Source organism: Gracilibacillus dipsosauri, from assembly GCF_003176895.1.
Classification (GTDB): domain Bacteria; phylum Bacillota; class Bacilli; order Bacillales; family Amphibacillaceae; genus Gracilibacillus; species Gracilibacillus dipsosauri.
Genome location: NZ_QGTD01000008.1, coordinates 72330 through 87705 on the forward strand (window position 1 = coordinate 72330; position 15376 = coordinate 87705).

Consider the following 15376-nt stretch of genomic DNA (forward strand, 5'->3'; position numbering starts at 1 on the left):
ACATGAAGGTAGTGGCAATCATACAAGCTCGCATGGGATCTACTAGACTACCAGGAAAAGTATTAAAAAAAGTTCTTGGTAAGCCATTGTTAGCATATCAATTAGAACGGGTAGGTAGGTCAACAAAAATTGATGAAATCGTGGTGGCTACAACTTGTCATTCAGGCGATAATCCAATTATATCATTATGTCAAGAATTAGATATTGCATGGTATCGCGGATCTGAAGAGGATGTGCTTGATCGTTATTTTCGCACTGCTATGATTGCAAGAGCGGACATCGTTGTACGATTGACAGCGGATTGTCCTTTAATCGATCCTTTTCAAATAGATAAGGTAATTGAAACCTATCTTCAGCATGATCATCCTTATCGATTTGTGTCCAACACACTGAAAAGAACCTTTCCGAGGGGATTAGATACAGAAGTTTTTAGTTTTGGAGCCTTAAAAAAGACACATCAAGAAGCAATAAATCCAATAGACCGTGAACATGTTACCAGATACATGCTTCACCATCCAGACTTATTTCCATTTGTTAATGTCTCATCCTCTACTAATTATAGTCACCATCGCTGGACGGTGGATACGATAGAGGATTATCGATTAATCAAAAGAATCTTAGAGGAAATATATCCAAGAAACCCGAAATTCACCTTTTCAGATACGTTAAAGGTTTTAGAAGAAAACCCAGAATGGCAATTAATCAACACAAGTATACAACAGAAAGAAGATTAGTAGGTGGATGCTTTGAATATTTTTATTAGAACAGATGCCTCAAGAGAAATTGGAACTGGCCATGTCATGAGATGTCTTGTCTTAGCGGATATGTTGCAAGAAAACCAAGCAAATGTTATTTTTATTTGTCATGATTTTCCTGGTCATCTGATAAAGGAAATTAAAAGACACGGTTTCGAGGTGATGGTATTATCAGGATCTGTCGATAACAACCACTTTGAATGGATGCTTTCCGAATGGAAGAAGGATGTAAAGAAAACGAAGGAGATTCTATCAGTCTATCCCTCCGTCGATTGGTTAATTATCGACCATTATGCTATCGATCAGAAGTGGGAAAAAGCGATAAGACCTAAAGTAAAAAAGATAATGGTAATAGATGATTTAGCCGATAGAAAACATGATTGCGATCTTTTATTAGATCAAAATGAATTGCCAAATAAAGAATCTCGATATGATCGGTTAATACCAGAGAATGCGACCACTCTACTTGGAATTAATTTTGTATTACTGAGAAAAGAATTTCAACAGATTCATCGTAGGCGAGTGAAAAGCTCAAATTTAAAGAGAATTCTCGTCTCATTTGGTGGAAGTGATCCTACTAATGAAACGATGAAGGTGCTAAAGGCAATTGATCAACTACCGAAGACCAAATTATTTGTAGATGTGGTAATCGGTAGTTCTAATCCATTTCAACAACAGTTAAGAGACTACTGTGTTGCTCGTTCCGATCGTGAGCTTCATATTCAAATAGATTATCTAGTAGATTTAATGGTTAAAGCAGATTTAGCGATTGGAGCAGGTGGAACAACGACATGGGAGAGATGCTATCTCCATCTTCCAACTATTACAATTGAGACGGCCACCAATCAAACCGAAATTCTCGAGCATGTAGCAAATTTAGGAGCAATTTATCACTTAGGGAAAAGTGAAGAGGTGACAGAAGAAATGATTGGATCAACCTTGGAGCAAATAATGTACCACCCCATTCTATTAAAAAGGATGTCAGACGCCTGTCAGAAATTAATCAAGGATTATGATCAAGAATCTCTAATTAAGCATATCATGGAGGTTTAGATATATGGATGAATTCACATTAAAAGCTTTATCAGAGAAAGAACTAAGCCTTATTTTGCAATGGCGTAACTCAAAAAGGGTTCGAGCATTTATGTATGATGATCATCTTATCACATGGAAGGAGCACCTTGAGTGGTTTCAGCATCTAATGAATAATCCTCAAAAAAAGGTAATGATCTTTTATCATGGCAATCAGCCACTTGGACTTGTTCAGTTTTTTGACATGGATCAGACCCATGCGAGATGTTATTGGGGTTTTTATATTGGAGAAGAAGCAGCACCAAAAGGCACAGGTACCATGATGGGCATTTTGGCATTAGATAAAATGTTTCAGGAAGAAGGAATGCATAAAATTTGTGCAGAAGTGATTCAGACAAATGAGGTAAGCTTGCACTTTCACAAGAAGCTAGGATTTGAAGCAGAAGGTAAATTTGTGGAGCATGTTCGAAAGGAAGGTTTGTTTATAGATGTTATCCCGATGGCTTTACTACACGAACAATGGAAGATAGTCCGTGAAGGTCTCCTAGAAAATAAAGGAGGGAAAAGATGAGAGACATCGTTATAGGAGAACGTTTTATTGGCAAGAATCATTCGCCCTTTATCATTGCAGAAATGTCAGGAAATCATAATCAGTCATTAGAACGGGCTTTGCAAATAGTCGAAGCAGCAGCAGCAGCTGGGGTTGATGCTTTAAAGATTCAGACATATACAGCAGACACCATGACTTTGAATGAAACAAAAATGGACGATTTTGTCATTCGTGATCAAGAGAGCTTATGGAAGAATAAGTCCTTATATCAATTGTATCAAGAAGCCTATACACCATGGGAATGGCATGAAGCTATATTTGATAAATGTAGAGAACTGGGTATTATTGGATTCAGTTCACCGTTTGATGAAACAGCGGTCGATTTTTTAGAAAGTTTACAAGTTCCTATGTATAAAATCGCATCGTTTGAGTGTACCGATTTACCTTTAATTAAAAAAGTTGCCCAGACTAAAAAACCTATGATTATTTCAACAGGTATGTGTAGTGCTGCCGAGATTGAGGAGACAGTAAAAACAGCAAGAGAGGCTGGCTGCACTGAAATGGTATTACTCAAGTGTACGAGTACATACCCTGCAACACCAGAAAATAGTAATGTACGAACGATCCCTCATATGGAGGATTTGTTTCAGTGTCAAATTGGCCTTTCAGATCATACGCTAGGTTCGGGAGTAGCATTAGCAAGTATTGCATTAGGGGCAACAGTCATTGAAAAACACCTAACCTTATCCAGAGCAGAAGGTGGCGTGGACTCCCAGTTTTCCTTAGAGCCTGACGAATGGAAGGTCCTTGTAGCGGAAGCCAAACGAGCATGGCAGGGATTAGGCCACATACATTATGGAACAACTAAAGCAGAAACCCCATCCAAAAAATATCGACGATCCTTATATATTGTAGATAATATGAAGAAGGGTGAAAAAATTACAAAAGAGAATATGCGAGTTATCCGACCTGGATATGGCTTACCACCAAAATATTATGACATTTTATTAGGCAAAACGGTTAAGAAGAATATTCCAAAGGGTACTCCAGTTGATTGGGATTTAATTTAAAGGAACGTGTCTCACTGTTGTATAATCGAGTTCACTTAAAAATATAGTGAATTCGATTTTTATTATCCTCATTCTCGTTATTAGAAAAAAATGTTAATATAGATTTAAGCATTATAGAAATTATAACAATATTTTTTTATTTAACGAGTAAGAGGAGGGGGATATTTTGAAATTTATCCTTATATTTGGACCTCAGGCAGTGGGGAAAATGACTGTTGGTAAAGAACTATCGAATTTAACAGGCTTAAAATTATTTCACAACCATATGACCATAGAGTTACTTCATCCATTTTTTGACTTCACTTCAGAGATGTTTCATTTGTCCTCTCACTTTCGCGAGAAAATTTTCCAATCATTTGTGCAAACAGATCAGCTTGGGATGATTTTCACTTATGTATGGGCATTTAACCTAGAACAAGATTGGAAAGAGGTGGAACGTTTTTGTCATATATTCCGTTCGAACGGAGCAGAAGTTTACTTTGTAGAATTAGAAGCAAATATAGATACGAGATTAGAGCGAAATCGAACACCTAACCGATTGGAGGAAAAACCTTCCAAACGAAATATTAATAGATCTGAACAAGAGCTAAAAAATTCGATTGAGAAATATCGTCTGAATTCTACTAATGGTGAAATAGAAGAAGAGTATTATATTAGGATCAATAATACATTTCTTAGCCCAAAACAAGTTGCACAAAAAATAATAACAGCATTCCAATTATAAAGGAGAGAAAGTCATGTTCACTTATTACATAAATCAAAATATCTCATTGAAATTCCCAGAACTAAAGGATGCAGATCGAATTTTTCAGTTAACAGATCGATCTCGAGAGTATTTACGTGAATGGCTTCCATGGGTTGACTTTACCAAAACGGTTGAAAATTCGAGAAAGTTTATACAAATAAGTCGGCAAGATTACATAGATCAGAAAAGTATGGTCACCTTTATTGTATGGAAAGGAAAAGTGGTCGGAGTCGCAGGATTTAACCAAATTGATTGGTCAAATAAGAGTGTACAAATTGGCTATTGGCTGGATAAAAATTATGAAGGAAAAGGAATAATGACTAAATCAGTGGAAGCACTGACTGATTATGCATTTAATCAACTATCCATTAACCGTGTGGAAATAAAGGCAGCAGTAAATAATAAGAAAAGTCGGGCAATCCCTGAAAGGCTTGGATTTGTAAAAGAAGGCATTATGCAACAAGCTGAATGGATAAATGATCGCTTCGAAGATATTGTCGTATATGGCAAAATAGCAGGATTAGCATAAGAAAAAAGAGTAAAACATGTATTCTAAATTTGAGGAAAAACTAACAGAATAAGAAAAATCTGATGAAAATAAGGGGTAGGTCTCTATGGCTTCAAGAATTATTGGCACTATAGCAGGATTATCTAGTTTATTACTTTGGTTTTCTTTTCATTTTATGAATCCGTATAATGATCTAATAGGTATTGAACCTTTTTTTAGAACGACTTTATTGCTTGCCCTTCCGGCTTGTCTTGCTATCTATGCAGCATGGAGACGTAAAAAGGTTCCTATGCTTATCGCATTTATATGGTCCTTTCCATTAAGTCTATATACTGGACTAACTCAAAGTATGTATTCTTTCTTTGGCATAACCTGCCTATTCTACTTGACCAGTTATTTTCTAATGCTGTTAAGTGAGAGAACGAATAAATAATCACAGATGGATAGGGGTGCTCTTGTAAAGCAGTTGGAGGTACGAAATATGAAATTTGTTTTGAAGCTTTTATGGTTTATGAGTACGTTATGTATGGTGATTAGTTGTAGTACTGAAGAAACTCATAAAGAAAAAGAAGAAAATGTTATTGTCCAAGCAAATTTAACTGCAAAAGAGAATGGAATTCTTACTACGACTACAGATCAATTTTTAATTACTGACTTTAATTTAATAGGGGAGGATAACAAAGTATCCATAAGGTTCGAAAAATATAAATCTGGTAAGTTGATAAAAAAATGGGATTCGATTTCAACAGAAAAAATTGGTGATGGAACTATAGTCCTTACGTTTTCAACAAATAGTGAGGATGGTAATCAACTTGAGATTAGATCTGGGATTATAAGTAAAGGTAGTACTAGTTCTAATATCATGTATGATCACCTTAAATATAGTGAATCAGAGTATTTGCTTGGTTTATCAGATTCTCCCTTATTGATGGAACAAAAAGTAAAGGAAGAAATGCTAATTGGAAGTTTTTTATTTCAGATCGAAGGAGATAGTATCGAATCCCCGCGTCCTGAGTTCTATCAAAGCTTAAAAGAGAATTTGGATGAATATGATGTCGTTTACTTAATTTGGGCTGAATTTTAAAAAAAAAAGCGAATGGAGGTGACTCTAAACAATGAATAGAGCATATTTGCATTTAGAAGGACTGGCGGTATTGATTTTGTGTCTTTATTTTTATTATATCAATGAATTTAGCTGGTTGCTATTCTTTGTTCTTCTATTGGTGCCAGATATATCAATGCTTGGTTATGCTATTAATCAAAGCATCGGTGCTAAGTTGTACAACATATTTCATACTTATATTTTTCCAATAATTTTATTAATTTCAGGCGTGATATTCCATTGGTCAATCATTATCCCTATCGCAATTATTTGGACCATCCACATTGCGATCGATCGACTTTGTGGATTTGGCTTGAAATATACGACAAATTTTAAGGATACTCATTTACAAAAGGTTTAACAAAGATAAAAAATTACATTTTAATTGTTTAACATTTTAAGAATTTCGGGTATAATGTAATTAGAAAATCATAACATATAAAAACCGTAAGCGGTGCAACGCTTACGGTTACAATAGACCGAACCCCGTTAAGAGGGGCGGCACTTCAGGAGATAATCCCTCAGAGCCTACGCAAAAGCATATGAGGGGTTATTTTTTATTTTTATCGGACATGATAAACGCAACTAACATCCCAAAAGAGATCATTAGTGTTAATACGTTTTCGATATCCATAAGCATCACCTCCCTTCTATTGGACAAATCCAAAGAAGGTACAACAAGGTGTGCCACCCCTCATATGAAGCCGATCTATTGATGAATCTATTATAACATTTATCGAATACTAGTAGAGCTTTTCGACATGATTTTTCAAAATTATAAATATATATTGATTTCAGCGAATATATGTTCTGCTATAAGTGATAAATTGAAAAAGATGGGTGATCGATCGTATGTTCTTAAAAAGAATTACACTATTACATGAGCAAATTCCGTTTTATCGAGATTATCCTTTCTCGATTCCGATAATAAAAAATTTCGAGGAATTGAACTTAAAAAGTAATGTAACGTTTTTTGTTGGAGAAAATGGATCAGGTAAATCTACGCTATTAGAAGCAATTGCAGATAAATGCGGCTTTCATACAGCCGGTGGAAGTAGAAATAACCAATATGAGGTACATGCCTCAGAGTCTCCGCTAACAAAGTATATTCGCCTTGCATGGTTGCCTAAGGTTACGAATGGCTTTTTTCTGCGTGCTGAAACCTTTTATCATTTTGCTTCCCATATTGATTCGGTTGAAGCATCATATGCCTATGGTGGACGTTCATTACATGAGCAATCTCATGGAGAGTCTTTTCTATCCCTTTTTCTCCATCGATTTCATGGGAAAGCTATTTATTTGTTGGATGAACCTGAAGCAGCACTTTCTCCAAGTAGACAATTGACCTTCCTCAAAATACTTCACGACCTTACAAAAAACGACGAATGTCAATTTATTATCGCCACACATTCTCCAATTTTACTAGGATGTCCTGACGCAACAATTCTAAGCTTTGATAATGAAAACATCGAAGAAATAAAATATGAAATGACAAATCATTACCAGCTAACGAAGAACTTCTTACAGAATAGAGAGCGATATCTGTCTGAATTATTGCGAGAGGAATGATTATTTTTCACTCTAAAATATATGGAAAAGGTGATACAAAGTGAAACTATATCGAATGACAAATATAAGAGCAAATAATTTTAGGAGAATTAACGTTACTGACATTCCAAAGTAGCTGAAAAACGGCGCGATTATAATGACTGGGATTTAATTGGTTTACTGAACGATATCAAAAAGTTGTACCTACAATCCTTTCGCTTATAAAAATGAAACAATTAAGCAAAGCAGTGACATCATCGATAGGACAATATCTTTTTCAACTGTTGTCACACATTAACGATTATTTGATTGAAAAAAATTGCTGAGCATATGTGCTTAGCAGTTTTTTTATCTAATCTTAAAAGATGCTAAATTGTAAATATTTCGATATCATAATAATAGTGCTTTTTTGTGCTGAATCAAATTTTACATCATTCACTACGACACACAAAAATCAAAAAACGATATACTATATATACTTGTGTATAAAAACTTCGTAAGACTTAATCGAAAAAGGGGGAGGATTTTAACTTGTCAAAACATGCTTCAGACGATACAATTGCGGATATTGAAAAAGAATTGCGTTATATCGCAGGAATTATCAAACAAAAGGGCAGGGAGATCTTACATAATTATCCGATAACTGCGCCACAATTTGTTGCACTTCAATTCCTGTTAGAATACGGTGATATGACGTTGGGAGAACTTTCCAATAAAATTCATCTCGCATTTAGTACGACAACTGATTTAGTGGATCGAATGGAGAAAATAAATGTTGTCGAGAGAGTAAAAGACAAGAAAGACCGAAGAGTGGTACGGATTCACTTACTCGATGAAGGAAAAAAAATCATAAAAGAAGTAATTGAAAAACGAAGAGACTATTTAGGTGAAGTATTAGCAAATGTAAAAGAAGATGACATCCAACAACTTTCCCACTTATTGCATGTTTTACATGCGGAAATGAGGGAAAAAAAGAACGAATGAACAAACAAAGAGGCGATGAAATGAAGCAACCAATTGGCGTGATTGATTCAGGAGTAGGTGGATTAACAGTAGCAATCGAATTAATGCGACAGTTACCAAAAGAATCGATCATTTATTTGGGAGATACGGAAAGATGCCCATATGGGCCTAGGCCGAAGGAAGAGGTAATTCAATATACATGGGAAATGGTCCGTTTTTTACAAACAAAACAAATCAAAATGCTTGTTGTAGCGTGTAATACAGCGACTGCATTTACATTAGATTTATTGCGAGAGGAATTAGATATACCGGTGATAGGGGTTATTCAACCAGGTGCAAGAGCAGCAATTACACATTCAAGAAGCTATGAAATTGGTGTTATTGGAACTGAAGGTACGATAGGCAGTAAAGCTTATCCCTCTACCTTAAAACATATCAATGAAGGAATTAACGTATATGATTTAGCTTGCCCTAGATTTGTACCAATGGTAGAAAAAGGACTTATTTCTGGAGATCTAGCTTATGAAATTGTGCATAAATCGTTATTACCTTTAAAAAAACATAAAGAGATGGATACATTAATCCTTGGTTGTACACATTATCCAATGATTCGTGAGTTAATACAGGAGGTAATGGGGCCTAGAGTTATTGTAATTTCTTCAGGGGAAGAAACCGCACGTGAGGTCAGTACAATTTTAGGTTACAATAGTAAGCTATATACAGGCGATCGCAAGCCAAAGCATTCTTTTTATACAACAGGAGACCCTGAAATTTTTAAAAAAATTGCTTCGAAATGGCTCAAGCAAAATATTGATATCGTTGAGAAAATTGAATTAGCAGAAGTACAAAGCATGGGATATTGATCTCATGTTTCTTTTTTTGGTCTATTTTACCTGATAGCTCGTATATATAATAGTACAAACCATCGTAGGAGGTATCGGTTATGAAAATCGATTTAACAAAAAAAGTGGTAGGCTTACTATTATTGAGTTTGTTGTTTTTAAGTGGATGTGGGGTGTTTAAAGGAGAGCAGACTTTAGAACAAATTGATTCTCCTCCTGAAGATGCACAATTTACAGATGATTTAGAAAATGCACCAGAGGAATCTGAAGATACAGGTGATGGGACAGAAGAGGGTGGAGAAGAAGGAATTGTAGAGGATGATAATGAAGGACAAACGGAAGACGAAGAATCCTCCACTACAGGAGAATCTGTCTCAAGAATGCTTTATTTAATTGATCAAAACGGATTAGTCGTACCACATGAAGTAGAATTGCCAACACCTGCATCTAAAGAAGTAGCAAAACAAGTATTAGAGTATTTAGTAAAAGACGGTCCTGTAAGTTCCATGCTCCCAACAGGATTCCAAGCTGTACTTCCTGCTGGAACAGAAATATTATCACTGAATTTGGAGGAAGGAACCTTAATTGTGGATGTCTCCGAGGAATTTAAGAATTATGAAGCGGAAAATGAAGCCAAAATCTTAGAAGCAATGACATATACTTTAACACAATTTGAAAATGTGGAAAATGTACAGCTTCGTATTGACGGTCAAGCATTATCAGAAATGCCGGTAAATGGAACCCCTATAGAAAATGGATATTCAAGAGCAAATGGAATTAATGTTCATCAAGCAGCTGGAGTAGATTTCATGGAAAGTAAAGCAACTACGCTTTACTTTCCAATGCAAGGTGAGGAATCTGTTTATTTTGTTCCGATTACACAGCATGTAGAAACTACTGGCGATAATGCTTATCAAAATATTGTACAAGCATTACTTGATGGGCCAGGATTTGATCTTCCACTGACACCTTATATGAATACAGGTTCTGCTCTTACAGCAGAACCTGTTATGAAGGATGGCGTACTGTCCTTAACTTTTAATGAAAATATTCTATCTAATAGTGAAAAAAGTGTGATTGCAGATGAGGTAATGAAGTCGATTGTCTTAACATTAACGGAGCAGGAAGGAATCAATGCCGTCGAGGTAATGGTTGAAAACCATGAGCAAGTTTTCAATGAAAAAGAACAGCCATACAATGAGCCTGTCTCTAAAGACATGGTCGTGCCAACAGAAAGCATTTAGATAGATGAAGCCTCATACTTTAATGTGTGAGGCTTTCTTATTTTATTAATAATTTTAGATCAATTGGTGTATGAAACCTCAACTGTTATCCAAAAATATGTTAAGATAAAAAAGAATGTTAGGAGGAAGTTAGATGCGAGAGTCAGGGAGAGAAGTAAATCAATTAAGGAATATTGATATTATTACTAATTTTACGAAACATGCAGAAGGATCTGTATTAATAACAGTCGGAGATACGAAAGTTATTTGTAATGCGAGTGTTGAGGATAGAGTTCCACCATTTATGAGAGGTTCTGGGAAAGGCTGGATAACAGCAGAATATGCAATGCTTCCGAGGGCAACAGAAACCCGTAATATTCGTGAATCATCGAAGGGAAAAGTATCTGGACGAACAATGGAGATTCAACGTTTGATTGGACGGTCTTTACGTGCAGTAGTCGATTTGGATGCCATTGGAGAGAGGACGATTTGGATTGACTGTGATGTCATTCAAGCGGATGGAGGGACTAGAACTGCATCTATTACTGGGGCTTTTGTTGCAATGGTATTGGCGTTAGGAAAACTCGTCGAAAAAGATGTTCTGAAAGAATTACCTATCAAGGATTATTTAGCAGCTATTTCCGTAGGTGTTTTGCCTGATGGAACAGAAATCCTGGATTTAGAATATGTAGAGGATAGTATAGCACATGTCGATATGAATGTTGTCATGACTGGTAAAGGCGAATTTGTCGAATTACAAGGTACAGGTGAAGAAGCTACCTTTACTCGAAATCAACTAATGACGATGTTAGATTTAGCAGATAAAGGATTGAATGAGATATTTAAAATACAAGAAGATGCTATTCAATCATATAAAGACATGTTAGATATAAGTTGAGGAGTTATATCATGAAAGAATTAATTATTGCGACAAAGAATAAAGGGAAAATTAGGGATTTCGAACAATTATTCTCCCCTTTTTCTATCCAAGTGAAGTCATTATTAGATATAGAAGGAATAGAGGATATTGAAGAGACAGGATCAACCTTTGAGGAAAACGCAGCGATTAAGGCAGAAGCTATCTCGAATAAGTTCGGTGTTACTGTCATTGCAGATGATTCTGGATTAGTTGTGGATGCATTAAATGGTGCACCAGGAGTATATTCTGCTAGGTATGCAGGTGAGGATAAAGATGATCAAGCAAATATAGAGAAAGTACTGTCCGAATTACAAGGTACTTCAGAAGAAAACCGAACCGCACGATTTGTTTGTGTTTTAGCCGTGTCACAGCCAGCCAAAGAGACCTTTTTTACACGTGGAGAATGTGAGGGGACCATCGGTTATCAAGTAAAGGGTGAGCACGGTTTTGGATATGATCCTATTTTTTATCCCCTAAATAGTAGGAGAACGATGGCTGAGATGAGACCAGAAGAAAAAAATCAAATAAGTCACCGAAAAAAAGCGTTAGACCAGTTAAAGAAGTGGGTAGAACAATTATAGATACTGATATGTGTTGCAAGGGGATGAAATTATGTTAAAGGTACTAATAATAAGTGATAGTCATGGCTGGGAAGAGGAAGTAATGGAAATAAAACAGCGTCACCAGCACGAGGTTGATGCCATGATTCATTGTGGTGATTCAGAACTATCACATGATAGTAGGGAACTGGAAGGGATACATACAGTGCAAGGAAACATGGACTTTGATAGTAAGCTACCTGAAGAGCTCTCTTTTGAGGTTGGTAAATTTCATTTTTTCGTAGCACATGGCCATTTACACCAAATAAAGACAACATTAATGCCCATTTCCTATCGTGCCGATGAGGAAGGTGCCAATATTGTTTGTTTTGGTCATTCTCACATTCCTGGAGTAGAGAAGGTCGAGAATAAGCTTTTTATAAATCCTGGTAGCATTAGATTACCACGAACTTCACACCCAGGTTCCTATGTGCTTTTATCTGCAGATGAGGCTCTAAAGGAGATATCAGTGAATTTTTATACAAAAGATGGAGATGAAATTTCAGCTTTAGCTTATCAGACATCCTTGGCATAGTCAGATCAACAGGGTAACTCCCTGTTGATCAAAAAATAAGAAAGAATCCAAAGAAAGTGTTGACTTTTATCGGCAATGTTTATATAATATTACTTGTCCGCTAAAAAGTCGGATACTTACATAACTTTTCAAATGAATCAGATCTTACTTAAAACAGAAGAATAAATGCGGGTGTAGTTTAGTGGTAAAACCTCAGCCACGAGCAATGCATCCACCGAGTAACCGGCGAGTTGCTCCGAAGCATCCATCATCATTGGTTAAGCTAGAAGATGCAGGAGCATGATGGGCGTCATATACAATTTTATAATACTATTAATAATAATGCGCGGGTGTAGTTTAGTGGTAAAACCTCAGCCTTCCAAGCTGATGTCGAGGGTTCGATTCCCTTCACCCGCTCCATGTCCCAGTAGCTCAGCAGGATAGAGCAACAGCCTTCTAAGCTGTGGGTCGGGAGTTCGAATCTCTCCTGGGACGTTACCACGTAAGAATAAGTAAGAAAATAAAAATGCGAAAACCGCTGTAAATGTTGTTATATCAATGTTTATAGCGGTTTTTTCTTAAAATAAAAAGTACCAAAAGAACATAATAATTTGGGGCTCTATACTGAATGTGGTGCTGAAAAAAGGTTATTAACGGGCAATGGGCTTATAGATATTGGGAGAGGAGAACTCCATTTATGGAAATTAGAAAACCTAATGATTCGGAGTATAAAAAGATTTTATCACTTGCACCACAAGCATTATTCGATGGTACATTAGGCGAGGCAAATCCGTCAGATGAAAAAGTCAAACAACTTGTTGAACCATTATTGAAGAAAGGAAGCTATTATTTGATAGCAACTGAAGGCAATAATCTAATGGGTTGGATTCTTATAGGAACAAGTAAAGACCAATTTACTGAAAAAATATGTGGATTTATTTATGAATTATATGTGTTAGATGAATTTAGGGGAAATGGAATTTCAAAACAATTGATGGAAACTGGTATCGACCATTTTAAACAAGATGGATATTCAGAGGTTCGTTTAAGTGTATATGCAGGAAATCAAGCAAATAAACTTTATGAAAAATTAGGATTCAAAAATAGAACCATTACAATGAGTATGACCATTTAAAACAAACAACTTTATGAATAACTAATTGAGTGGTTTATTGAGGATTGGAGAACTCAAGATGGTTTTCGACCATTTTATCGAAAAAATCAATATTAAAAAAAGTCACAGCGATAAATACTGAATTAGGATTATAAAATAACTATATTATGAATTGTAGTAAATAGCTTGTTAATCTAAAAAAGGAGGCACTGTATGGGTGCTCCAGAAGAAAATAATGAGACAGATTATAAGTTTCGTATTTAGTAAAAAAGAATATTACCGTGCAAGACTTCTAACAGTTAGTTAGAATAATCAATATATTTTCTGAAATTGTCTACAATTGCTTGCCATCCTTTTTTGGCATTGCGATTTCATTAGTGTCCTCTGCTTCAAAAGCTTCCGTAATCCTAGTCTCGTTTTCATGGTCAATAAAAGTTACAGTATCTTTTCGTCCATCATCAAGAGTAAATCCGATAATTTCATTTTTTCTCAATTCAGCTTAAACCCCACTAATATCAAAACCCAAACTCCCGTCTTTTGCTTCCATTCTGGTAACGCATTTTCCTCCAACCCTTAAATCATTTTCGGCGTTTGGTGCATGCTAATCATCAGTAGCAAAATACCACTTTGTTATGTGCTCTGGCTTCGTTCAATACTCCCACACTTTCCAATAGGAGCATGAACTGTCGTTTCAACTGTCATCGTTACTGGTTTATTTGTTCCCATTCCAAGACCTCCTATTATTAATTCAAACTTACTGTTTATCGTAGCAAATAATTGGTTGTAGATTTCTTCTAGATTGCTTTGATTTTAGATTTAATTTTTTGCACATATGGCTGAAAAGAAAGCTTCAAGATATGCTATTAAACAACATTATCCTTCATTATTTGGTAAAAAGTTTACGTTCTTATTATAGTGAATAGCTGCATCCGTATTAATATAGTTGAAACAAGGTTAAGTAGATGTTTTCTTTATGCTATAGTAGAATAATCTAATGCTTTAAATAATTATAAAATTTCTTCAAAGTGATTTGACGGGAGCTCGAATCTTTTCTAGGTTTATTAAAAAGATTTACTTACAACATTACTGCTAGGAGGAGACTCTTTGGATGCTTTGTTTATTTTTATGGTAATTATTTTGGTAGCATCGATTCTACAAACGAGCACTGGTTTTGGTTTTTCCATTATGGCAACCCCTTTTTTATTGTACTTATTTCGGCCACAAGAAGCGATCCAAATCAATATTATTTTATCTTTAATTATCTCTTTAGCTTTAATGTGGAAAATTAGAAGTGAAGTCGATTTCCAACTTTTTAAAAGATTTACACTAGGAAGTTTGTTTGGTATACCACTTGGTATCGTGATTTTTTTAATCATGAACCTGAGCATTTTTAAATTAAGTGTAAGTTGCCTACTTTTGTTCTTAACCTTATTATTAATAGTGAAATTTAAAATCAAAGCAACCCCATTTAGAGATTATATTATTGGGGGGTTATCAGGAGTTTTAACCACAAGTATTGGAATGCCAGGACCACCATTATTACTTTATTTTACAGGGACAGCTACAAAAAAAGAAAAATTAAGAGCTACAACACTTGCTTTTTACTTATTCATATATTTCGTTAGTCTTCTAACTCAAATTACCTTTGCTGGGACTAGCAAACTAATATGGGAATCAAGCTTATTTGTGATACCTGTCGTTATACTTGGACTGCTTTTAGGTAATTATTTATTCACTCTATTTACAGAGAAGATATTTCGAATAACTACATATATTCTACTTTGTAGTTCAGGGCTATACCTTCTTTTGGATAGTATAATTGACTTGTTTTGAAATAATTTTTATTGGGAATATATAGCTAAACATTTATATGAGAGCTTTTATTATGGCAA

At 35.3% G+C, this 15376-nt stretch carries 19 protein-coding genes and 2 tRNA genes; 20 read left to right on the forward strand and 1 reads right to left on the reverse strand.

Going from position 1 to position 15376, the window contains the following annotated elements; translation table 11 throughout:
* The first annotated feature begins 2 nt into the window (after positions 1–2).
* From DLJ74_RS07240 to DLJ74_RS07330, 19 genes are all read left to right on the forward strand, one after another.
* Entirely contained in the window at positions 3–734 is a 732-nt protein-coding gene (locus DLJ74_RS07240; RefSeq protein WP_109983967.1) for a cytidylyltransferase domain-containing protein, read from the forward strand.
* A gap of 12 nt (positions 735–746) precedes the next feature.
* The gene (pseG, locus tag DLJ74_RS07245; RefSeq protein WP_181397462.1) at positions 747–1808 is read left to right on the forward strand and encodes a UDP-2,4-diacetamido-2,4,6-trideoxy-beta-L-altropyranose hydrolase; all 1062 of its coding nucleotides are present in this window, start codon (positions 747–749) and stop codon (positions 1806–1808) included.
* 4 nt (positions 1809–1812) lie between these two features.
* The gene (gene pseH / locus DLJ74_RS07250) at positions 1813–2358 is read left to right on the forward strand and encodes a UDP-4-amino-4,6-dideoxy-N-acetyl-beta-L-altrosamine N-acetyltransferase (protein ID WP_054859076.1); all 546 of its coding nucleotides are present in this window, start codon (positions 1813–1815) and stop codon (positions 2356–2358) included.
* Positions 2355–3407: a pseudaminic acid synthase gene (gene pseI / locus DLJ74_RS07255; RefSeq protein ID WP_109983969.1), complete on the forward strand. Its 1053-nt coding sequence runs from the start codon at positions 2355–2357 to the stop codon at positions 3405–3407. The genes pseH and pseI overlap by 4 nt, the downstream gene beginning before the upstream one ends.
* A 166-nt stretch (positions 3408–3573) precedes the next feature.
* Complete coding sequence (locus DLJ74_RS07260; RefSeq protein ID WP_109983970.1) at positions 3574–4131, forward strand: AAA family ATPase; 558 nt, start codon at positions 3574–3576, stop codon at positions 4129–4131.
* Between the two features lie 13 nt (positions 4132–4144).
* Entirely contained in the window at positions 4145–4681 is a 537-nt protein-coding gene (locus DLJ74_RS07265) for a GNAT family N-acetyltransferase (protein WP_054787858.1), read from the forward strand.
* An 85-nt stretch (positions 4682–4766) separates the two neighbouring features.
* Positions 4767–5093 (forward strand): hypothetical protein, encoded by a 327-nt coding sequence (locus DLJ74_RS07270; RefSeq protein WP_054859079.1) that lies wholly within the window; start codon positions 4767–4769, stop codon positions 5091–5093.
* Positions 5094–5141: 48 nt separating this feature from the next.
* A complete protein-coding gene (locus DLJ74_RS07275) occupies positions 5142–5744 on the forward strand; it encodes a hypothetical protein (RefSeq protein WP_109983971.1) in 603 nt (200 codons plus the stop codon).
* A gap of 31 nt (positions 5745–5775) precedes the next feature.
* On the forward strand, positions 5776–6123 hold the full coding sequence (locus tag DLJ74_RS07280) for a DUF4260 domain-containing protein (protein ID WP_109983972.1): 348 nt from the start codon (positions 5776–5778) through the stop codon (positions 6121–6123).
* A gap of 491 nt (positions 6124–6614) precedes the next feature.
* The gene (locus tag DLJ74_RS07285; RefSeq protein WP_109983973.1) at positions 6615–7331 is read left to right on the forward strand and encodes an AAA family ATPase; all 717 of its coding nucleotides are present in this window, start codon (positions 6615–6617) and stop codon (positions 7329–7331) included.
* Positions 7332–7841: 510 nt separating this feature from the next.
* Positions 7842–8294, forward strand: a complete 453-nt coding sequence (locus DLJ74_RS07290; RefSeq protein ID WP_109983974.1) for a MarR family winged helix-turn-helix transcriptional regulator — start codon at positions 7842–7844, stop codon at positions 8292–8294.
* Between the two features lie 20 nt (positions 8295–8314).
* Positions 8315–9136, forward strand: a complete 822-nt coding sequence (racE, locus tag DLJ74_RS07295; RefSeq protein WP_109983975.1) for a glutamate racemase — start codon at positions 8315–8317, stop codon at positions 9134–9136.
* 80 nt (positions 9137–9216) lie between these two features.
* Entirely contained in the window at positions 9217–10359 is a 1143-nt protein-coding gene (locus tag DLJ74_RS07300) for a GerMN domain-containing protein (RefSeq protein ID WP_109983976.1), read from the forward strand.
* Between the two features lie 133 nt (positions 10360–10492).
* Complete coding sequence (rph, locus tag DLJ74_RS07305) at positions 10493–11236, forward strand: ribonuclease PH (RefSeq protein WP_054787854.1); 744 nt, start codon at positions 10493–10495, stop codon at positions 11234–11236.
* Between the two features lie 11 nt (positions 11237–11247).
* Positions 11248–11838 (forward strand): XTP/dITP diphosphatase, encoded by a 591-nt coding sequence (locus DLJ74_RS07310; RefSeq protein ID WP_109983977.1) that lies wholly within the window; start codon positions 11248–11250, stop codon positions 11836–11838.
* A 31-nt stretch (positions 11839–11869) separates the two neighbouring features.
* The gene (locus DLJ74_RS07315; RefSeq protein ID WP_054787852.1) at positions 11870–12391 is read left to right on the forward strand and encodes a metallophosphoesterase family protein; all 522 of its coding nucleotides are present in this window, start codon (positions 11870–11872) and stop codon (positions 12389–12391) included.
* Between the two features lie 325 nt (positions 12392–12716).
* Positions 12717–12790 (forward strand) — tRNA-Gly (locus DLJ74_RS07320).
* Between the two features lies 1 nt (position 12791).
* Positions 12792–12865 (forward strand) — tRNA-Arg (locus DLJ74_RS07325).
* Between the two features lie 202 nt (positions 12866–13067).
* Positions 13068–13505, forward strand: a complete 438-nt coding sequence (locus DLJ74_RS07330; protein WP_054787851.1) for a GNAT family N-acetyltransferase — start codon at positions 13068–13070, stop codon at positions 13503–13505.
* Positions 13506–13818: 313 nt separating this feature from the next.
* Here the strand turns inward: DLJ74_RS07330 and DLJ74_RS20960 are convergent, their stop codons facing one another.
* Positions 13819–13977, reverse strand: coding sequence for an SRPBCC family protein (locus tag DLJ74_RS20960; RefSeq protein WP_342767730.1), 159 nt, complete (start codon positions 13975–13977; stop codon positions 13819–13821).
* Between the two features lie 611 nt (positions 13978–14588).
* Between DLJ74_RS20960 and DLJ74_RS07340 the strand changes: the two genes are divergently transcribed.
* Entirely contained in the window at positions 14589–15317 is a 729-nt protein-coding gene (locus tag DLJ74_RS07340; protein WP_054859084.1) for a sulfite exporter TauE/SafE family protein, read from the forward strand.
* Positions 15318–15376 lie beyond the last annotated feature (59 nt).